The 19,882-nt window shown below is 51.9% G+C and carries 16 protein-coding genes; 4 read left to right on the forward strand and 12 right to left on the reverse strand.

The annotated features are described in order from the left end of the window. Positions 1-183: 183 nt before the first annotated feature. The 11 genes from EG028_RS07875 to EG028_RS07925 all read right to left on the reverse strand — a co-directional run bounded on the left by EG028_RS07875 (position 184) and on the right by EG028_RS07925 (position 16,775). The gene (locus EG028_RS07875) at positions 184-915 is read right to left on the reverse strand and encodes a flavin reductase family protein (RefSeq protein WP_120515054.1); all 732 of its coding nucleotides are present in this window, start codon (positions 913-915) and stop codon (positions 184-186) included. 112 nt (positions 916-1,027) lie between these two features. Next, positions 1,028-2,476 (reverse strand): SusD/RagB family nutrient-binding outer membrane lipoprotein, encoded by a 1,449-nt coding sequence (locus EG028_RS07880; protein WP_241559052.1) that lies wholly within the window; start codon positions 2,474-2,476, stop codon positions 1,028-1,030. Between the two features lie 41 nt (positions 2,477-2,517). Then, a complete protein-coding gene (locus EG028_RS07885; protein ID WP_120515056.1) occupies positions 2,518-5,721 on the reverse strand; it encodes a SusC/RagA family TonB-linked outer membrane protein in 3,204 nt (1,067 codons plus the stop codon). Between the two features lie 237 nt (positions 5,722-5,958). After that, positions 5,959-6,237, reverse strand: a complete 279-nt coding sequence (locus EG028_RS07890) for a hypothetical protein (RefSeq protein ID WP_123864599.1) — start codon at positions 6,235-6,237, stop codon at positions 5,959-5,961. A 9-nt stretch (positions 6,238-6,246) separates the two neighbouring features. Beyond that, positions 6,247-7,923, reverse strand: coding sequence for a RagB/SusD family nutrient uptake outer membrane protein (locus EG028_RS07895; RefSeq protein WP_120515058.1), 1,677 nt, complete (start codon positions 7,921-7,923; stop codon positions 6,247-6,249). 33 nt (positions 7,924-7,956) lie between these two features. Then, on the reverse strand, positions 7,957-11,118 hold the full coding sequence (locus EG028_RS07900) for a SusC/RagA family TonB-linked outer membrane protein (RefSeq protein WP_206614364.1): 3,162 nt from the start codon (positions 11,116-11,118) through the stop codon (positions 7,957-7,959). 185 nt (positions 11,119-11,303) lie between these two features. Beyond that, positions 11,304-12,344 carry a FecR family protein gene (locus tag EG028_RS07905; protein ID WP_162946255.1) on the reverse strand — a complete coding sequence of 347 codons (1,041 nt, stop codon included), beginning with the start codon at positions 12,342-12,344 and terminating at the stop codon, positions 11,304-11,306. 228 nt (positions 12,345-12,572) lie between these two features. After that, positions 12,573-13,133 carry an RNA polymerase sigma factor gene (locus tag EG028_RS07910; protein ID WP_162946256.1) on the reverse strand — a complete coding sequence of 187 codons (561 nt, stop codon included), beginning with the start codon at positions 13,131-13,133 and terminating at the stop codon, positions 12,573-12,575. Positions 13,134-13,215: 82 nt separating this feature from the next. Then, complete coding sequence (locus EG028_RS07915; RefSeq protein ID WP_120515061.1) at positions 13,216-13,635, reverse strand: hypothetical protein; 420 nt, start codon at positions 13,633-13,635, stop codon at positions 13,216-13,218. After that, positions 13,619-14,224 (reverse strand): DUF6934 family protein, encoded by a 606-nt coding sequence (locus EG028_RS07920; RefSeq protein WP_120515062.1) that lies wholly within the window; start codon positions 14,222-14,224, stop codon positions 13,619-13,621. Before EG028_RS07920 ends, EG028_RS07915 begins: the two co-directional genes overlap by 17 nt. A gap of 172 nt (positions 14,225-14,396) precedes the next feature. Further along, positions 14,397-16,775, reverse strand: coding sequence for a TonB-dependent receptor (locus EG028_RS07925; protein ID WP_120515063.1), 2,379 nt, complete (start codon positions 16,773-16,775; stop codon positions 14,397-14,399). A 79-nt stretch (positions 16,776-16,854) separates the two neighbouring features. On the opposite strand from EG028_RS07925, the gene EG028_RS07930 reads away from it, so the two are divergent. From EG028_RS07930 to EG028_RS07945, 4 genes are all read left to right on the forward strand, one after another. Continuing rightward, positions 16,855-17,685, forward strand: coding sequence for a helix-turn-helix domain-containing protein (locus tag EG028_RS07930; protein WP_206614365.1), 831 nt, complete (start codon positions 16,855-16,857; stop codon positions 17,683-17,685). A 69-nt stretch (positions 17,686-17,754) separates the two neighbouring features. Continuing rightward, positions 17,755-18,132 (forward strand): VOC family protein, encoded by a 378-nt coding sequence (locus EG028_RS07935; protein ID WP_120515064.1) that lies wholly within the window; start codon positions 17,755-17,757, stop codon positions 18,130-18,132. 115 nt (positions 18,133-18,247) lie between these two features. Beyond that, positions 18,248-18,673: a DUF1579 family protein gene (locus tag EG028_RS07940; RefSeq protein WP_120515065.1), complete on the forward strand. Its 426-nt coding sequence runs from the start codon at positions 18,248-18,250 to the stop codon at positions 18,671-18,673. Positions 18,674-18,705: 32 nt separating this feature from the next. Beyond that, a complete protein-coding gene (locus EG028_RS07945; protein WP_123864600.1) occupies positions 18,706-19,461 on the forward strand; it encodes an SH3 domain-containing protein in 756 nt (251 codons plus the stop codon). Here EG028_RS07945 and EG028_RS07950 read toward each other — a convergent pair whose 3' ends face one another. Next, positions 19,462-19,824, reverse strand: coding sequence for a VOC family protein (locus tag EG028_RS07950; protein WP_120515067.1), 363 nt, complete (start codon positions 19,822-19,824; stop codon positions 19,462-19,464). Positions 19,825-19,882: the final 58 nt, after the last annotated feature.

Here is a 19,882-nt window from a genome sequence, read left to right on the forward strand (position 1 = left end):
AAAGAAATCGAACATACGTATCCACCTGGAAATAGCTTGTTTGGAACTAACAAAAGCGCCGACTCATACTATATTATCAAGACAGGGGTAAGTATGGGAAAGATATAGGAAAGCTATACCCATGGCGAAGGATAAGCGCAGGTGATGCGGAGATGAGGCGGACCTGATCCGGAGTTGAGCGGGTTAATATGATATCAGGAGCCCTGCAAATAACAGGCAGCTGCCACGCTCAGGGCAGCTGTCTGTTATTTGCACCTGTCTCGTCTTTTCCATATCCGGCGAAGCATACAGTGCCTCCGGTATTTCGGCCAGCGTGGAATAATGCAGCTGCGGCCCCAGCCCGTAAAACTCCTGGAAACTCATGATCAACGGGCGCCATTTGCCGGGGTCCACGCGGTTCGGATGGCCGTCCATCAGGATGTGCTGATGCAAATGCACTTTTGTGATACGAAGCTCCAGGGTGGTGATCTTCCCGCGCATGTGCGGGTCATGGTCCGCCAGGCCGTGCACTTCCTCCAGCACCGCTTCCTGTTGTACGGGGCACTCCAGCACACGCGGCGGCTTTACCGTCAGGGAGCCAAGCGGGCTCAGCCCCGCCGCTCCGAATTTATCCGGTTCATAACGGTATCCTTTTTTCTGTTTGCCTTCCGGAACGGGATTACTGCCTGTGAGCTTCGCCAGCCGGTTCACAGCCGCCGCTTCATTTTCAGAAGGCAGGTTCAGCACACATTCGCCGGTGCGGATAATGTTCTCCGTGGTCTTCGACAGGGCGGACAGACCGATCATACAACGCCAGCCCAACCAGAAAATGGAGGACATTGGAGCTAGATTGGCCGTACCGTCTGTATTCATGGTGCTGATCAATACCACCGGCGTACCGAAGTACAGGATGGCAGGTTCTGATACCTGGTGCATGTTCGTAGTTTATTCCCCAAAGCTATCTCCTGCCACCCGTCCTGAAAACCCGGAACTTGCTGTTTTTGTGTTGAAAGAAGTGAAAACTCGTTATCTCATTACCGGGGGAAATCTATTTCAGATACCACATCAGCGTCCCCGCCCGGTCTTCCCCGAACTGTACCAGCGCCTGCTGGTATTGTTTTTCATTGTAAGCCCGTTCTGTATCAGGGAAAATAAACCGTTTCGGGATTACAGCAGACGCAGCCAGCGGCCCCAAAGTAAACTGCGGGAATCCCGTACGCCGGTGATCGAACCAGCCTTCCGGCCCTTTCAGGAACAGGGCGATCCATTTTTGTGTGATCAGTTGTTCGCGGGTGCCATCATATTGCACGCCGGGGAGATTATAATAATCCCTGATATCGGCTACCCCTTCCACATTGTAATACCGCATGCTGGAGCGGATGGCCTCGTAATAAAGGCTTTCAGCCGTTTTGCCCGCCACCGTTACCCTGCCGGCCTGCACGGCTTCCGCCAGTATAAAACATAATTCCGTGTAGGTCATCAATGAAGCCTTCAGCATCGGGTGGCTGTTGCTGTTGAACATCGGCGAAAGCCTTGAGATATGCGGTGAGCCTCCGTTGTAGTCATAAGGCGCCGGTATGGCGTTGGGCACGCCCACATAATCGTCCATATACATCCTTCCCCCGTTGGGATCGTCCACAGGTGCGATCCATACTTCCATCCTAGGATCATCGCGCTCTGCCAGGGCATCCACGATCTCCTTACTGGGCTTTCGTTTGTCAAACTCAGCGAACGCATTCGCCAAAGGCCCGCCCGGCCAGCTGTTCACGCCGATATCACCAGGATACCCGATCTCCGCATTGTCTTCGTTGTTTTCAAAGACGGGATACTTCAGGGGCTCGTTCAGTATTTCCTGCATGACTGAGAACGCGGGCGCATAGTTTTTGGAAATACGCAGCAGCATACGAAGGCGAAGTGAATTGGCCAGTTTCCGCCATTTTAAAGCATCTCCTTTGTACATCGGGTCCGCTGTGGCATCTACCGTTCTACTGAGCAGGGAAAGCTCGTTATTGGCTTCTTTCAGCGTATTCAGCAAGGCGGGATAGATGTCCTGCTGCCGGTCGTACCGGGGATGCACAATACCTTCGTTTTTGGAAAGCAACGCTTCGCTGTAGGGAATATCCCCGTACAGGTCTGTGATATAGGCAAAATTAAATGCCTCCAGTACTTTGCCCACGGCGATATACTCCGGCTGGTTCATTGTGCCGGCTATCTCCATCATTTCACGGTTAGCGGACAGCCGGGCGTAATAACTATCCCAGCCGCGCGGCCCCCAGTCAAATTTGTCGTTGTCCTCATTACGCACCAGCGTGATGTATCGGCCCGCGGATGCCGGTTCTTCCCAATAGGCCTCCCGCTGGTAATCGTAAGCGGTATTGATCAGCACGCTGCTGAGCAGGAACTCCGGGCTTACGGATTCCGAAGCGTTCGGGTTGCGGTTGATCTCTTCCAGTCCTTTATCACAAGCTGAAAGGGCCATCCCCAGCGGGAGCAACATATATTTTAAAGGTATGCGCGGCATTACCGTGTTTGTTGTTATTAAAAATTAAACCCTACGCTCGCTCCGAATGAACGGGTATACGGCAGCGACCAGCTGGCCACGCCCGGCGAGAAACTTCCATTGGCAATGGTCATGGCCGTTTCAGGGTCGTAACCCTGATCCGCGGCCGTCCAGGTGAACAGGTTGCGGGCAATGAGGGAAATACTCAGGTTGTGAACAGGTAATTTGCTCAATGCCTTTTGTGTAAAGCTGTACTTCAGCGATGCTTCCCGCAGCTTTACATAGGTAGCGTCGAAGGTGGAGCGGCCGTTGAAAGACCAGTAATATTCCCCGTAATAATTTTCCGGGTCGGTGATCTTATCGTTCAGCACATAATTACCGGACGCCTGCCCGATATAACCCTGCAATATCATCCCGTCCGTACGTTGATTACCCGCTGCATCCGTCCAGGGAAGGCCGCCGGTGGCGGGGTCGCGGCCGGGCAGCGTGGTGACGGTACGTCCGTCGCTGAGGAGATTTTTGGCAACGTAGGAAAAGAACTCGCCGCCCTGGCGCCAGTCCAGCAGCAGGCTGAGTGTGAATTTTTTATAGCTGAAAGTATTGGTGAACCCAAGCATGAAGTCCGGGTTGTAATTGCCGATCTTTACGTAATTGTTGATCTGCTGGTAGCTGCCGTCAGCATTCAGCAGCGGCTGCCCTTTGTATTTTCCATCCGGAACCGTGGCCCAGCCGAGTGCGTAGAAGTCACCCATTTCCGTTCCTTCCCGTACTTCATACCGCACGCCTTCCGCACCGCCCAGCAGGAAACTGTTCAGCCCCTCCGTGAGTTTCAGCACCTTGTTCCTGTTCCGCGTAAAGTTCGCCTGGAAGTCCCAGCGAAACGTTCCGGCAAGCGGCACCGCATGTAAACTGATCTCTACCCCACGGTTCCGTATACTGCCCGCGTTGATGAGTTTATGGCCGTAGCCCGAAGCCATCGTAGTGGGCACGTTGAGTATCTGGTTGCGGTTGATCGTGTTATAATAAGTAAAGTCCAGCCCGAGCCTGCCGTTAAAAAAACGCAGGTCTGTACCCAGCTCATACGAAGTGGCAATGAGCGGTTTGAGGCTGCTGTTTTTCATCACGTCATCCAGGTAGGCTCGTTTTACATTTCCCCAATCCTGCCCGAAAGTATAGGTATTGTACAGCTCGTACGGCCCGGTGTCACCGCCTACCTGCGCCCAGCTGGCTCTCACTTTGGCGTAGGACAAAGCGCCCTGTTGTATGTTCAGCATATCGGACAGTACGAGGCTGGTGGATACGGAAGGATAAAAATAGGAATTGTGCGCCGCGGGAAGTGTGCTGCTCCAGTCGTTGCGTGCCGTGAGGTCCAGGAAAGCATAATTGCGGAACGCCAGCTGTCCCATGCCATACAGGCTGTTGATGCGTTTGCGGAAGCGGTAGGTATTGTCGTACACCGTTCCGGCCCGCGCATTATTGATACTGTACACGCCGGGCGAGATAAGGCTTTCCGTGCTTTGCAGCGTGGTGCGGCCATGCTGATCCATGCGGTTGCCTCCGCCGGATACGGAAATAAAAAAATCTGAGGAAAGGGCCTTTTTATAGGTCAGCAGGAAGTCTGTATTCTGTTCCCTGAAATACTCCGTTTCGATGGCGTACGCGCCTAAGGGGTTGCGGATAGAACTGAAAGGGCGTTTGTTTTCCCTTGTTTCGGTGAACATATCCATCGCGGTACGGCCTGTGAGGCTCAGGTCTTTGGTGAGCTGAAGGCTCAGCTCCACGTTGCCGGTGAGCCGGTTGCGGTCGTAACTGTTGATGAACTCGTAGGCCACAAAATATGGATTGTCCATAGAGCCAGGCACATGCGAGAATTGCTGTACGCCTTCCCGGCCTGGCATCCAGTAGTCACGCAGCTGCTTTATATCAACGTTCGGCGTAGTGGTATATACGATGTTCCCGACGCTGCCGCGATTGTATGCGGGGCGGTTATCGCTGCTGCTTTTCGCATAGCCGATATTGGTAGCGAGTTTTACTTTCGGATGAAGTTTGTATGTCGCAGCGAGGTTCAGTGTATTCCTGTCCAGGTCCGTATTGGGCACCATGCCTTTGTTGGCGAGATTGGTGTAGGACAGGCGGAAGTTGCCGTCTTCGTTGCCCGCCGTCATCGCGATATTGTTGGTAAGCGTATGTCCTGTTTCAAAAAAGTCTTTGTGACGGTCCGGGAAAGAGACCCAGTCTGTGGGAATGGGATCGCCGGCGGCGTCCGTCGGGCTGTTCCACTGCACATGTTTCGTCCCTACATTGATCCTCGGCCCCCAGGAAGCTTCAGAAACGGTTTCTTCCGTACCCGGCCTGTCTCCCGCGCCGAACTGGTCCTGGAAATGAGGGAAAAGCCAGGGCTGATCGAACATCACGCTGGAATTGACGGTGATGCCCAGTCCTTTTTTCAGGCCGGATCCGGCTTTGGTGGTGATAAGGATCACGCCGTTGATGGCACGGTTGCCATAGAGGGCGGAGGCGCTGGCACCTTTTAATACGGTAATGCTGGCCACATCGTCCGGGTTGATGTCTGAGATAGTACTGCCAAAGTCCACGGCAGACTCCCCGACGGGCTGTACGGGCATACGGATAGCGGACGCAAGGGGCACGCCGTCCACCACATACAAAGGCTGGTTATATCCCTGGAAGCTGCCCTGCCCGCGGATTACGACCAGCGTAGTAGCGCCAGGGTCCGCGCTGCCGCCGCGTACGTTCACACCGGCTACCTTGCCGGCCAGGGCATTGGTGATGTTCACTTCTTTCACGGTATTCACCTGGCTGCCGTCAAGGGTGGCAATGGAATAACCCAGCGCCTTTTCCTCCCGCCGGATGCCCAGGGCGGTTACCACCACGCTGTTCAGGTTGCGTACATCCTGCTCCAGCTGTACATTTAAAATACCGCTGCCTGCCGCCAGTTCTTTTGCCTGGAAACCGATGGAGCGGAATACCAATACGGCGGCGGCTCCGGTCACGGTGATGGTGAACCGGCCGTTGATATCGGTGGCGGTGCCGTTTGATGTACCTTTTTCGCTCACGCTCACACCCGGGAGGGCTTCCTGGCGTGCGTCCGTAACGATCCCTGTAACCTGTACTGCTTCGGTGTGCCTTTTACCTGCTTCCCGGGCCGACGCGTCTGCCAGCAGCAGACAAAAGAGCGCTACTACCGGTAATGATGCGCAAAGCTTCGTAAAGCTCTCATGCATAAAGTATATTTTAGTCGACTATAGTATTATATGGTATTGGTCTGCCTGATATGGTAGTTTGGTTGAAATTTTCTCTGCCGGAATAAGGATTCAGTTGCGAAACTACGCATTGCCGGGATTGTTCCATAATCCGGAACGGAAAATAATTGAGAATTAATGGACTGAAGCAGAAATGCTATCGGTTGCGGAGGGACGGATGTAAAATAAAGTCAACTCGTATGTTCATTATTTAATATTTCAATCTGCCGAAAAAGGGGCCATATATTCCCGGTTGCTGTTGCCCCATTTGTCCATAGCGGCGATGACGGGCAGCAGGCGGGTTATGGAAAAGAAGAAGTGGGCGCCGTCATCAAAGTGATCCGCGGGGTGGTGTAAACATCCAACCAGGCGCCGGGCAATACCTTGTAGCGGGGCGGCTGTCAACCGACTATATGCGATGTGGCATTTATCCCCGGGCTCCGCATAAAAAAAGCGGCCGCCAAAACTGGCGGCCGCTTCCATTTCTGCTAACTCCAATTCCGGATCTTACTTTCCATACCCGGTATTTTGCTTAAGGTTATTGTTTCCTGAAATAGCCCGCGTCGGGACAGGGAAACGGCTACGGTAAGCTTCAGTGGGCTGATGGTCCCACCAGGTTTCCGTTGTGAATTTCTTAAAGCGGATGAGATCCGTCCTGCGGCGGCCTTCACCCAGGAATTCGATGCCCCACTCGTCCAGCATGCGGTATTCATCGAGATTGGCGACAGTTGCAGGATCGGGGTCAGTACCGGTGAAGTTGCGCTTCCGCACTTCATTGATCAGCGTTGCCGCGCCGCCGGGATCGGCCGCGCGCATTTTGCATTCGGCCAGCATAAAATAAATCTCAGACAGCCTGATGGCCGGATTGTCTGCACCCCAACGTAAGCTGTTGTCCGACTTATTCGGGATAGGCACTTTCACCAGGCGTACCCCAGTATTTTCTTCGCCATCTGCCATACGGGAAGGCAGCACAGCGACCGTTGCGTATTTTTTCCCCGGGCCAACCTCGGTAAAGCGGCCTACCTGGTCCACAAATACAAGCGGCTTGTCCTTGTACTCCTCGCCACCGTTGATGACCGCGCCGCCGGGCGTAAGATGCGGGCCGATGATGAACATGCCTTCATAACGGCCGCCGCCGTTGTATTTGTAGGGGTGTTTACGCAGGTCTGCGTCGTTAAATTTTTCATACGGGGAGCCGAGCCTGAAGGAAGCTTTGTACAATTCCCCGGTAGGCTTGCGGGAAGGCTGAAGATGCCCGCCGTTGTTCGCCCCGCCGTCTACGTCAAAGTACTGGCGTGTATTGTAATGATAAAAATCCGCATAGAACCAGTCGTACTGCAGTTTGTTGAACTCGGACGGAATGGACCAGATGATCTCCTTCGATTCGTGGTTTTTGAAGCCATGCACACCGTTCCATACCGGGTCCAGGAGATAAGTTCCATACACGCCGGCAATGATATCCTCACACAGCTTTTGTGCTTCAGTGAATTTTGGCGTGCCGACGTAAGCCTCCGCGTTAAAATAGAGCCTTGCCAGCAAGGCAGCCGCGGCGGCGGCGCGGAGAGCGCCTTCTTCTTTATCTGCGGCCTGTTTCTTCGGCAGCTTCAGGATCGCTTCTTTCAGCAGCGTCTCGATATGATTGAAAGTTTCCTGGTCCGTGTTCCTGGGCAGTGAAGAACCTTCCAGCGATTCGAAAATGGGCAGCCCGCCGAAATAGTCCAGGCCGTAGAGATAAAATAACGCGATGAGCGTGTTAAGCTGGTTCACGTGATCGTCTTTATCAGCCTGGGTGAGCGCGAATTTGGAATAGTCCAGCTTGCTGAGGTCGGACTTGGCGTCCAGCGCGAGGGCAACGCCCATGAGGGTGCCACGCCAGGTTTCCCATATCCAGTTGTCGTCCGGCGTCCAGCTGTGGTAATGATACCGTTCGTTCTCGCCGCCATTATACCAGTGGCGGCCTTTGGTGGTTATAGCAAAATGATCCGCGGTATATTCCTGGAGCTTCCAACGGTCCGCCCCAAGATACCAGCGGGCATGGGTGAAAGGCCGGTACAGCGCTGCTTTGATATCTTTTTCGCTTTTGAAGAAAGTTTCCGGCGTTACCCGGTCGTAGAATGTCTGGTCCAGCCTGGTGCATCCTGCGAGGAACACAATTGTCAAAGCTGTAATGATCTTTATTTTCATATGGAATGAACTTGTGAATGAAAAATATCCTTCTTAGAAACTAACCTGTGCTCCGAACATAAAAGTGCGGGTTTTGGGGTACACGTTCCTTTCTTCGAAACCCGGCTCCAGCCCGTTGATGTTCACTTCAGGATCCAGGCCGCTGTAACTGGTGATCACAAACAGGTCGCGCACCGTGGCATACAGGCGCAGGCCGCCGAAGGGCTTTACCGCGCCGGGTTTGAAGGTGTAACCAACGGACAGTGCATCCAGTTTCACGAAGTCGCCTTTCTCCAGCCAGTAGTCACTCAGTTCTTTTTCTTTTTTGATCTGGCTGTTTTTGCCGAAGGCGCTGCGGAGCACATTCCGGCCGGTTTTCTGCCCGACGCCGTAATACATGTCGATCATGTTGAACACATCGTAGTTCAGCCAGCTGCGGAAATACACACCCGCATCAAACTGCTTCCAGCTGATGGAATGGTTCCAGCTGAGGATCAGGCGGGGTATGGCGTTGCCTACGAAATATTTGTCTTCGTTCTTTTTTTGCTGGGTCGCTACGTCGAACGGCTTACCGTCCTTGTCGTAAAGCAGCCAGCTGCCTTCAGAAGAGAAACCGGCAGACTTCCAGAGATAAAACTGGCCGATATCTTCGCCCGGATAGAGCCTCACAGCGGTGCCGGGACTTCCCGGAGCGGGAAAACTTTTCCGGTCTATGTAGGTGCTCCCGCCGTTGAGCGTAATAAGCGTGCTTCGGTTTGAAGCGGCGATGAGGCCCGTAGTATAGGTGAAATTTTCCTTGCGTACCACATCCACATTCAGCTCGATCTCATAACCTTTATTCTGCATATTGCCCACGTTCACCGTAGTGGTGTTGTGAATGGCGGGAGGTTGAGATACTTCCACGTTATAGATCATATCGTCCACCTTGCGTTTGTAGAGGTCGAAACGGCCGGAAAGGCGGTTGTCGAAGAAGGCGAAGTCCAGCCCGATGTTGTATTCTTTTTTCACTTCCCAGCGGATATCCTTGTTCTGGTTGTGCAGCACACCGTAAGTGCGGATCCATTCCCCGTCTACCAGCCACCAGGTGTCCGCCCCGTACATACGGGTGGCTACGTTCGCATCAAAACCTTCATTGCCGGTGGCGCCGTAACCGCCGCGCAGTTTCAGGTTATTGATCACGTTGCTGCCTTTGAGGAAAGGTTCTTCGGAGATCCTCCACGCGGCGGACAGACCGGGGAAGGTCCCCCACTGGTTGCCCGGCGCGAATTTGGAAGAACCTTCGTGGCGAAGCGAGCCGGTAAAGATGTATTTATCGCGGTAAGCGTAGTTCACGCGGCCGAAGAAAGCGATCAGTTTCACGGAAGGGCTCTTCCAGGAACCGATCCCCGCGCGGCCGTCTGCCAGGAAGGTACCGGTACCCATGTTATTGTCCTGGATACCATCTACGGGGAAGTTGGAATTGTTCGCATTAAAACCCTGGCCGTTGAAATCCTGGTAGGTATAACCGCCTACGGCGTTGATGCTGTGGTTTCCGATCACCTTATTATAGTTGAGCGTAAATTCGAGCGTGCGGTCGTCCCAGCGGCTGTAGCTCTGCGATGCGTTCCCATCAATGTTTTCCGCGCGGGAAATGCGGTGTTGCGAAGAACGGTAGAAATTGTTATGCTCGGAGTTGTTTTTGATAGCTATCATTCCCGAAGCAAAGAGATCTTTAGTCAGGTTGAGCTTCAGCGTGGAGCTGGCCAGCAGGTACTTGTACTGGGTCTTGTTACTGCGGAGCCTTACTTCGGCCACAGGGTTAAAATAATCATAGCTTGCGGTGAGCACGTTCAGGCCGGTCACATCATCTGCATTGTAGGGCGTTTCGGTGGGATTGAGCAATAACGCCATGTTAAATATCTCGTTGTCACTAAAGTCTGCATTAGCCTGGAGGTAGCTGATATTGGTGGAGAGTTCCGCGAAACCGCCGAGGAATTTGAAATTGGTGTTCAGCCTTCCGCTCACTTCTTTTCTTCTCGATTCGAGCGCCATGCCTTTTGCGTCGCGGGCCATGAAAGTAGCGTATACCTGCGCACTTTCCGTACCACCGTTTACATTCAGCACATAACGCTGGCTGAGGGGATTTTTATTGGTCACTTCATCATACCAGTCGGTGCGGTGCCCGAAGTCCGTTCCGAGGTCGTGCTGCAGGAATTCTTCAGCGGAAAGGCTTTCAGGCCTTCTGCGCACCGTTTCCATGAACAGTTCGCTGGTGAGGGTGACGTTGGTTTGCCCCGCTTTTGCTTTTTTAGTGGTGATAAGGATCACACCGCCGGAAGCCCTGGTACCGTAGATGGCGGCGGCGGATGCATCGCGGAGCACGTTGATGGATTCAATGTCTTCCCGCACTACAGAGTTGATGCTGCCGCCTGGTATGCCGTCTATCACGATCAGCGGCCCCTGTGCGGCGTTGATGGAGTTCACCCCACGCAACTGTACTGAAACGCCTGCGTTGGGATCGGTGCCGTTGTTGCCGGTGGAGATCGTGAGCCCGGGCACTTTACCCTGGATGGCCAGCAGCGGCGATACCGCCCCGGCAATCAGGTCTTTCTGCCGGAGATTGCTCACCGCACTGGTCAGGTCCCGCTTGTTCAGCGTGCCGTAACCCACTACCACTACTTCCCCCAGCTCTTTGTCCGTGCTTTCCACGAGCGTGATGTTGATGACGGTTTGCCTGGCCACCCTCACCGTCTGCGTGGTGTAGCCGATAAAGCTGAAGGAGAGGCTGCCTTCTTCATCCACCTGCACGGTATATTCACCCTTTTCGTTGGACACGGTGCCTTTTCCCGGCCCGGACATCACGGTTACGCCCGGCAGCGGCACTCCGGTTTTGTCGGTCACTTTACCTTTTACGGTGATCACGCCGGCGGGGAGCTCCGCTTTTTTGATGACCACCAGGTTATTGTCCATCAGGCTGTAAGCAAGGCCCGTGCCGGTAAGCAGCTGCCGCAACAGGTCTGTTACAGGCATGTTTTTCGCTTCCAGTGTCACTTTCAGTTGCTCATCCAGTACCAGGTTGCTGAACACGAAGCGGTACGCGGAACGTTTTTCCACTTCTTTCAGCGCGCGGGTGAGGCGGGTTCCCCTGAAGTCCACGCTCACCCTGTCCTGCGAGCTGCCTTCGTAGGCCATTACCTGCAATGTAGTAGTGAGCAGCAATACAATTGTCAGTTTCATAAGTAGAATCTTTTTAAACGCCCGGCTGACGGGCAGTTTAATACAGGTGTTTTTCATACCTTAGTGATGCTTTATGTTAGAAATTGGGCACGGAAGATCCGTACCCGTTTTTAGCCGGGGATAGAACAGGTACCAGCTGTTATATCCCCTTTTTTTATCGGGAAGGGCATTTAGTTTTGGCCAGGTTACCGGCTGATCCTGATGCTCCGGCCTTCTTTCGTGAAGGTGAAGCCGTAAGAGGCTTGTAACGCTTTTAACACCTGGATGATGTTTTCTTCTTCAAAAGTGGCGGTAAATCTATAGGCTTCAAGGGCCTTATCATCAAACTGGATAGACACGTCAAACCAGCGTTCCAGTTTTTCGCGGATGTCTCCAAAGGTTTCATTTTCTATGACCAGCCTGTTCTCCGACCATGCCGTCTCCACGTTCAGCTGCCTGCGGTTGTAACTCATCGGGCGGATGGCTGTTTTGGGCAGGACTGCTTTCAGACTGTCTGACACGACGGCAGACGAGGACACCGGCTTCAGCCCTGGTTCGGGTTTTACGATCACAAATTTTTCTTTCGGCCGCAGCACCCTGAAGCAGGACACCTCGTTTTCCAGCTGGATCTCCACTTTACCGCTCAACAGCGAGGTTTCACTCTTTTTATCGCCTGGATATGATTTTACGTTGAATACAGTTCCTAATACCTTCACATCATATCCTTCGACTTTTACGATAAAAGGTCTCCCCGCGTCCGGCTCCACCTCAAACAAGGCTTCTCCTTTCAGGCGCACACGGCGGTGGCTGACGCCAAAACCACTGTCCAGCCGCAGTTCCGAGCCTGCGTTCAGGATCACGGTAGAGCTGTCCGGCAGGCGTACGGTCTTTTTTTCCGCAAGTAAGGTGATAAATACGCTGGGCGCCGCTTCGGCAAAGACTGCCGGCGGCGTGGAGGGTTTCCATATCCAGTATGCCGCGAATGCTACGACGGCGATGGAAGCCGCTGCGGTCAATACACGGCGCAGGGGGAATACTTTGCTGACGGGGGCGGGCTGCTGGGTTTCCCAGAACATGACGGAGATACCCAGTACCATTTCCCGGGCTTCGGCCATGGTGGCGGCTTCTTCCGGGTATTGCCGCAGGTAGGTTTCCCAACGGACAATGTCCGTTTCCTGCCGGCGGAAACAGTAGTTAACAAACGAGTCGTCTATGACCAGTTCTTCCAATTCATAACGTTCGGACATGAGCTGCCTGTTTCCCTTATTGACGAAAAACAGGGACCGTTTTACCAACTTTTCTTGAATATTCCTGAAAAAAGACGGGAATGCCTTTATGGTGGCAGATTTTGACGGGAAAATGGGCAATGGGACATGATAACCCGGCCGGGGAATGCAGCCCGCCTCCCGGCAAAAGGATATACATGAGCGGGAAGCCCGGGATATCCCCATGCTTACAACCCCTCAAACGGAGCGTTACAATACAGGAAGAATGGAGAAAATGGCGGCAAATTTCAGCCTGGGGTCTGTTTTGGTGAGCTCGGCCCGCAGTGCTTTGATGCCTTCGTAGAGGTTATTGTAAACGGTGCGGCTGTTCCAGCCGGTGCGTTCGGCGATCTGTTCGGTGGTGAGGCCTTCGTAAAATTTCAGGTGGATGACTTTCCGGCAACGGGCCGGCAGGGCGTTGTAGGCGGTTTTTATTTTGGCGATCAGTTCTTCATTGGACTGGATCTCCACGATACTTTCGAGGATGGAGGGCTCGTAGGCTTTGATATCAATGAGCCCGGCAGCTTTCTGCTGCTGTTTTTCCCGGCGGTAATTGTCTACCAGCTTCCGGCTGAAAGCGCGGGAGAGGTAGGCTTGGGGATGCAATACCCCTTTGTACTCCAGGTTCTTCTGCATAAGGTCGAGAAAAAACTGTTGTACAAGGTCACGGCTTTCTTCTTCCCCATACCCCCATCGGAGCGCGATCTTTACCAGGTGGACGTGGAACGAAGCATACCATTGGTGAATATGCTCGGATAAAGGTGAACTCATATCACTATTCGCAACTTTTCTTGTGGCGAAAAAGTAGTAAAAATCCATGGAATAAAAAAAAGAGGCGGATTTCCCCTCTTTTTCAGTAGTAACCCCGGCTTTTGATTGGCGTTGTGATCCCCAGCGCCCTACGCCTCAATATCCTTTTATACAGAAGCGGATGATGTTCTGCCATATAGGCGTCTTTCTCCTCTGTTGTTCGTATTATTACAGGGATGGGAGGCAATGGATTGGCAGCCCGGAAAGCCTCACGTTCATCCCGTCTTTTCTGCAATTCTGTGGCATAAATAGTACGGATATGGCCCAAAAATATTTCCGCCGTTTCTTTTGAGCAGGTAATTTCATCTAATAACCGGATTTCTTCGGTGGGAATAAATTCAGCACAAAGGGTCATTGCCTGCTTCATTCCCTCTCTTTCAATTTTTCTTATTTCCTTCGATAGTTTTTCACACTCGCGTTCATGATATCTGTAACTAGATTCAAGTTCATTCTTTGTCTTCATAATTATGATTTTTAAAGTTATCCAAACCATATCCATCCCTGGATATTACAAAGTAGTTGTACATAATTTTACCGGCGGGTGGCCCACTTTGACTTACAGGAAAAGCCTTGCATCGTATATCCTTAAAATCAAAAGGATTGTCGTACTGCATATGTCCTACTCTGGCGATCCTCACATAAAATTTTATTCCGGTCAGCTTCATATATGCGGACAGATAAACAAAATTCCGCTGCCATCCCCTGTAATAGAACTCAGCCCTCGAATTACTGGAACCATCCACGCCAATGTTATGTCCTGGATAAGCACGTAAATACTCATCAACGAATAACAGGATGGTCGAAAATACCTTCATTAATTTTCTGTAATTCAATCTGGCATGCACATCGATCCTTCCTTTATAATCCATTGGTCCAAAAGCCAGGTTATAAACACATGGCAGTTTCCCCCACGGCATAATGCTCACTTCCAGTTTTAAACTTACAAAAGAACCATCGGTCAACTCAGCCTGGAATGTACCCTCTCCCTTATCCTCAGCCTCATATTCCACAGCATACACATCCATAAAATCAATCTTCGATCTTTGGGTCATAAACAAACAATTAGATGAAACAAACAATTACTACGCCTGCAATTATATTGCATTTTTCAATTCACCTACGTTTTCCCCACCTCCAAAATCCCACCTGTTCATCACATTTTTTTCCACAAAAAAAGCCGGCCCAAACGGACCGGCTTCTCTGCTATCAAAATGAGAATATTCCTTAAAACTTATATCCAACGCTCAGACGGAAATTCCTCCCCGGCTCTGCCTGCCAGTAATAATAATCAGCATAAGCAGCACCACTGTACAGGTAATCATCCAGGATGTTAAACAAGTTCGCATTTACGCTGATGCGGTCTTTTGCCCAGAACAGGCCGCCGTCAAGACGGAAGTAAGAAGGCATCGGGTCCTGGCCGGCACCGCCCCAGCTCCAGGTAGTTCTGTCCGCCTGGTAACTGAACCCGCCTGATACACCAAAGCCTTTCAACACACCTTTATCCAGCTTGTAATGCAACCATGCGTTCGCATTGTGTTTCGCATACCCGGGCACCACATCGCCTACTTTGCCGCCTACAGTGGCGGTTTCTGAAGCACGGGATATTTTTGAGTCAGTGTAAGCATAGTTCGCCACCAGGCTCAGGCCTTTCACGATCTCGCCACGGATATCAAACTCCACACCCTGGGATTTGGTCTGCCCCAGCTGAATGGAATAATTTGAATTGGCGGGGCCAGGCGTCAGTTCATTGTCTTTGATAATGCGGTAAACAGACAAAGTCGTGTTCCATTTGCCTTCCAGCCAGTCCTTCTTCAAGCCGGCTTCCAGGTTATTGCCGGTAATGGGTTTCACCTTTGCTGTCTGGTCTTCCAGCACACCTGTCTGCGGCATGAACGACTGATCGTACAGCGCATATACGGAGAATGATTTATCGATGGAATAACTCAGGCCGATACGCGGCGTAAAACGGTTGTCATATGTTTTGGTGCCATATGAATTTTCCTGCACGTAGGTAAAACGGCCGGCCAGCGTTAAACGGAGCGTGTTATCAAAAAAGCCCAGTTCGTCCTGCACGTACACCCCGGTGTAAAACTGGTCAACAATATTCTGACCAGCGCGTTCTTTCAGGCTTTTGCTGCGGTCGAATTTTGGCAAGCCCATTACGGGCGAACCGTATTTGGGGTTATTGGGATCAAAAAAAGCATTGTTGGAATCCAGCGGAAGGGTCTGCCCCCAGTCTGCCAGGTAATGTTTATTACCTACGTCTATACCGGTGAGTATCTTATGCTGAACAGGGCCTGTATGGAATTCACCATTCAGGAACGCCTGGCCGAATTCAGATTTATTGAGCGCATCCCAGATACCCACGCCGCGAATCATGGTCGCATCCTTGTTCACAGCGATCGGCCACATGGTAGAGCCTTCCTGCATGTAATCGGTATAAGCGCCCTGTACGGTCAGTTTCCAGTTGCGGCTGAAGCTATGCTGGAAGTTCAGCTGCACGCTGTGATCGTCGATGATAGTGGGATCTATGCCTGGCTCCGCCGTGGTAAAATTGCGCGGCAGTTTGGCATATCCGTCCGGGTGAAATACATAAAATGAACCGGCGTCAAACATGTTCACATGCTGGTACATGTATTCCAGGGTAAGGGAAGTGCGGTCGCTGAATTTATAGGTCAGTACAGGCGCAATGCTGTAACGTTTGTTGAATTCATAATCCCGGAAAGAGTTTTTCAGCTGGCCCATTACATTCAGACGGTACAGCAGCTTGCCATTTTTTGTCAGTTTGCCATCCAGGTCCAGGGTACCACGGTAAAGGTCGTAGCTGCCCGTCATGAAGGAAACTTCTCCTTTTGTAATACCGGTCGGTTTTTTGGTGACAATGTTATAGATGCCACTGGGCTCACCGTTGGACATCAGGAAACCCGCGGGGCCTTTTACGAACTCTATATGGTCCACCACGCTCATGTCTTCCGTAAGCGGGCCCCAGGTAGAAGTAATATTCATCCCGTTGCGGAAGGACGATGCCCTTGAGCCGCGCATATTGATGCGCGCGTACAGATCGCCCCAGTGCTCGATGCGCGTAGCGCCGCTCACGTTGCGGGTAACGCCGTCGCCCATGTTGATGATCTGCTGGTCCGCCAGTACCCTACCGGTCACCACCTGGATATTCTGCGGCTGCTCTATCAGCAGGCCGTTCAGGCGGAGGCTGTTCGAAGGTGCCGTTTCCTTATAAGGATTACGGATGTCTTTTACTGTATATTCTTTCAGGTTCACGCTGGAAACATTCAGCGTTACGTTCACTTCAGCGGTTTCGTTGCCGGAAACGGTCACAGCCTGCACCTGGCGGTCGTAGCCCACAAAGGACACTTCCAGCTCATAGTTGCCCGGTTTGATTTGCCTGAGGGAAAACTCCCCGTTTTCCTGTGTTACGCTCATTTTGCGCGTTCCTTTCAGCGTCACGCTCACCGCAGCCACGGGTTTACCGTCTGTGGTGGTCACTTTTCCGGCAATATGGCCGTAGTCGGCTTCGTCGTCGGCGGCAAACACCCCGCAGGAAACCAGCAGGGCAGATATGATCAGGAGTAGTTTTCTGTAATGCATATGTTAGTCTGATTTTCGGCTGCAAAGTTACCCTCGCCCCATGGCTGCCGTCGCTCGGATGCGGAAAACGATTTACGCGATGCGGAAAAAACCATATTACGGCTTTATCTTATATTCGCACCATATGCAGACCCTCCCGGACATACGGCGATTGTTCCACCCGCGGCAGCCATCACTGCGGCACGCGGACAATGGCGTGATGTACACGGAGCTCCTGCCCCATCCCGCGCTTTCCACCTTTATATATTGTTATTGGGAATTATATACCACCCGCCCGCTCAGCGGGCCTTTCTCCTACCGCGTGGTGGCGGATGGCTGCATGGATATTTTTGTTAATGCTTTTAACCCGGAGGAATCCTGGCTGGCGGGATTTTCCGCCTCCTATTCGGAATTTGCGCTGGAAAAGGAGTTTCATTATACCGGCGTTCGTTTCCTGCCATCCGCTTTCCCATTGCTGTTTGGCATACCCGCTTCGGATATGACGGACCGCGTGGAGCCGCTGGATATGTTATTGCCCGATATCGCAAAGGAATTATCCCGGCTGGTAAGCCCGGAAAAATTCGATGATTGTTTCCTGCCTGTGCTTGCAGGCTCACAATTCAGGGTGGACACCCGTTTTTTTGACGCCATGGACCGCATCCTGCAATCCAAGGGCACCTTACAGGCGGAACAGCTCGCGGAAGGCATCAGCGTGCGCCAGCTCCGCCGCCTGTTTGACCAATACGTAGGTGAAAGCCCGAAAACATTCAGCAAAGTGGTGCGGTTTCAGCAGATCCTGCAGGCCAAACCATCCGTGGAAAGCCTTCGCAGGAACAAGATATTTTATGACGCCGGGTATTACGACCAGGCGCATTTTATCCGCGAATTCCGCGCCATGTACGGCCTTCCCCCCAATACCGCCCTTAAATGATTATGTCCGATTTTTACAATGCCATAATCGCCTGAATACCGAATTTTGTTTCATAAAACATGTAACCTTATGAAACTGAATGCTGGCGTCCTTACCAACAAACTGGCCGAATCCAAAAAGTTCTACACGGAAGTACTCGGCTTTGGCGTAACCTTTGAAAATGAATTTTACCTGCTGATGCATACCCCTGGCCGCACCGCTGAGCTCAGCTTCCTGCTGCCCGATCACCCGAGCCAGCAGCCGCTGTTCCAGCCTGCTTTTGAAGGGAGAGGCATGTACCTCACCGTTGAAGTGGAAAATGTGGACGAATGGTATGAAAAGCTGCGGCAAATGGGCGTGGATATCAAAATAACGATGCGGGAAGAGCCTTGGGGCGACAAACACTTTGCCATTCAGGACCCGAACGGCGTGGGGATCGATATCGTCACCTATGCGCCGGCGGAATAAGCATACATAAAACACAAACCCCGGAGCCATTCCGGGGCTTTTTTTGTCCCTTATGCCCCTATAACCTGTCCCGCCCGCACCCGCTACCGGCACGATAATTAATGTAATTTCAGGTATGGAAAATAACATACAGCGCCTCAAAGTATTTGAAGGCATATGGCAGACAAAAGGCACCGGCAGGCAGGAACCCGTGATAACAGTGGAAGGAACCGATACCTACAAATGGTTCCCCGGCGGGCATTTTATGGAGCATTGGGTGGATGTGAAAATGGGAAAAGAACATATGCAGGCGCTTGAAATGATCAGTTATGACCCTGAAAAGAAACAGTTTTTCCTGCAATACTGGAACAATACCGGCAGTATGAGCGCCATGCACGGGACTGTGGAAGGTAACAGCTGGACATTCTTCAGTGAAACCGAACGCGGTACGTTCACCTTCAGCGCGGACGGCAGGCAGATCACCGGCACCTGGGAACAAAGCGAAGACGGCGGCAAAACCTGGAAACCATGGATGGATATGGTACTGACGAAGACCGCATAAAAAATCCTTATATTGAGGAAAAGGAAATACCTATGCCTCGCCTGTTCCTATCGCTGATCCTGGGTTTAATGCCTTATGTTTCATTTGCCCAGCACAATATTGCCTGCATCAATGACCCGGATGGTTTTACCAATGTTCGCAAAACGCCCGGCCTGCAATCTGAAATAACCGGGAAAATAATCAATGAAGAATTCTTTTATTGCGAACCCAATGCAAACGAGTGGTGGAAGATAACAATGAATGGTATGGAAGGATATATACACCGCAGCCGTGTTCGGATGTTAAATGACCTGCCAGACAGCGTGAATGCGGATATTTTTCAACGCAACTTTTCCCAATATACCCAGCAGGTTAAAAAAAAACACGATATCTGGTTGAAGTATAACGAAAAGGAAAAAAGGTGGAGAGATCCGAAAGACAGCCTGGCTTATAAAAAGGCGCGGAAAGAACATGGAAGACAATTCGAAACAAAGCTGGACCCATTGATGCTGGCGTTCAGTCCCTATTTCTGCCGCACGAGGGATACAGCCACGCTTATCCTGGTGTTTAGATACATGCTTACTGATACCGGCTCTGCCAGCGAAACACCTGATGATACTGTTGGGGAATGTTACATTTGCCAGCCGGAGACCGTTTTGCAGGTCATAGCCGGTTTTCCCCGCAAGGAACGCGGCGGGCTATACGCCGCTGTAGAATTAGGGCTGGTGAACCATTCTTTCGGGAAAGAAAAAGAAACAGTGTATCAAAGGCTTTCCAAACAGCTCAAAGATGCGGAAAAGGCCCCCTGATCATTGCAGGTATTCCAGCAGCTCTATCCTGTTCCCGAACACATCGCGGAAAAAGAACCGCTCGCGCCCGGTGATCACCGAAGAATAGGCGATCTCGATCCCTTTGTTTTGCAGGTACGTTTTGGCCGCCTCCAGGTCTGTGACCTCAAAAGCGGGGTGCCGCCCGGAAATATGGTCGGGTAGGTTATCTTCTTCCACCAGGTGCAACTGTACATCGCCCGCCTCAAACCAGGTAGCGTTCCGCGGATGCTGCCCCGGGATTTCCTTCAGCTGTAAAATACCCCCGTAAAATGCCCTGGCTTCGGCGGTTTTGCCTCTCGGGATCATTACCGCCACGTGATCCAACCTTTTAATACTGATCATCACTGGTTAAATTTCTGATTCACGGGGCAAATATCAGCAGATTTGCAGAATAAATGCT

The sequence above is a fragment of the Chitinophaga barathri genome, assembly GCF_003807585.1.
Lineage (GTDB): Bacteria > Bacteroidota > Bacteroidia > Chitinophagales > Chitinophagaceae > Chitinophaga > Chitinophaga barathri.

Bases quoted from the DNA above. Each gene is read 5' to 3' on its own strand.
- EG028_RS07875 (WP_120515054.1), bottom strand. From the start codon at position 915: ATGCACCAGGTATCAGAACCTGCCATCCTGTACTTCGGTACGCCGGTG.
- EG028_RS07880 (WP_241559052.1), bottom strand. From the start codon at position 2,476: ATGTTGCTCCCGCTGGGGATGGCCCTTTCAGCTTGTGATAAAGGACTG.
- EG028_RS07885 (WP_120515056.1), bottom strand. From the start codon at position 5,721: ATGCATGAGAGCTTTACGAAGCTTTGCGCATCATTACCGGTAGTAGCG.
- EG028_RS07895 (WP_120515058.1), bottom strand. From the start codon at position 7,923: ATGAAAATAAAGATCATTACAGCTTTGACAATTGTGTTCCTCGCAGGA.
- EG028_RS07900 (WP_206614364.1), bottom strand. From the start codon at position 11,118: ATGAAACTGACAATTGTATTGCTGCTCACTACTACATTGCAGGTAATG.
- EG028_RS07905 (WP_162946255.1), bottom strand. From the start codon at position 12,344: ATGTCCGAACGTTATGAATTGGAAGAACTGGTCATAGACGACTCGTTT.
- EG028_RS07910 (WP_162946256.1), bottom strand. From the start codon at position 13,133: ATGAGTTCACCTTTATCCGAGCATATTCACCAATGGTATGCTTCGTTC.
- EG028_RS07915 (WP_120515061.1), bottom strand. From the start codon at position 13,635: ATGAAGACAAAGAATGAACTTGAATCTAGTTACAGATATCATGAACGC.
- EG028_RS07920 (WP_120515062.1), bottom strand. From the start codon at position 14,224: ATGACCCAAAGATCGAAGATTGATTTTATGGATGTGTATGCTGTGGAA.
- EG028_RS07925 (WP_120515063.1), bottom strand. From the start codon at position 16,775: ATGCATTACAGAAAACTACTCCTGATCATATCTGCCCTGCTGGTTTCC.
- EG028_RS07930 (WP_206614365.1), top strand. From the start codon at position 16,855: ATGCGGAAAAAACCATATTACGGCTTTATCTTATATTCGCACCATATG.
- EG028_RS07935 (WP_120515064.1), top strand. From the start codon at position 17,755: ATGAAACTGAATGCTGGCGTCCTTACCAACAAACTGGCCGAATCCAAA.
- EG028_RS07940 (WP_120515065.1), top strand. From the start codon at position 18,248: ATGGAAAATAACATACAGCGCCTCAAAGTATTTGAAGGCATATGGCAG.
- EG028_RS07945 (WP_123864600.1), top strand. From the start codon at position 18,706: ATGCCTCGCCTGTTCCTATCGCTGATCCTGGGTTTAATGCCTTATGTT.
- EG028_RS07950 (WP_120515067.1), bottom strand. From the start codon at position 19,824: ATGATCAGTATTAAAAGGTTGGATCACGTGGCGGTAATGATCCCGAGA.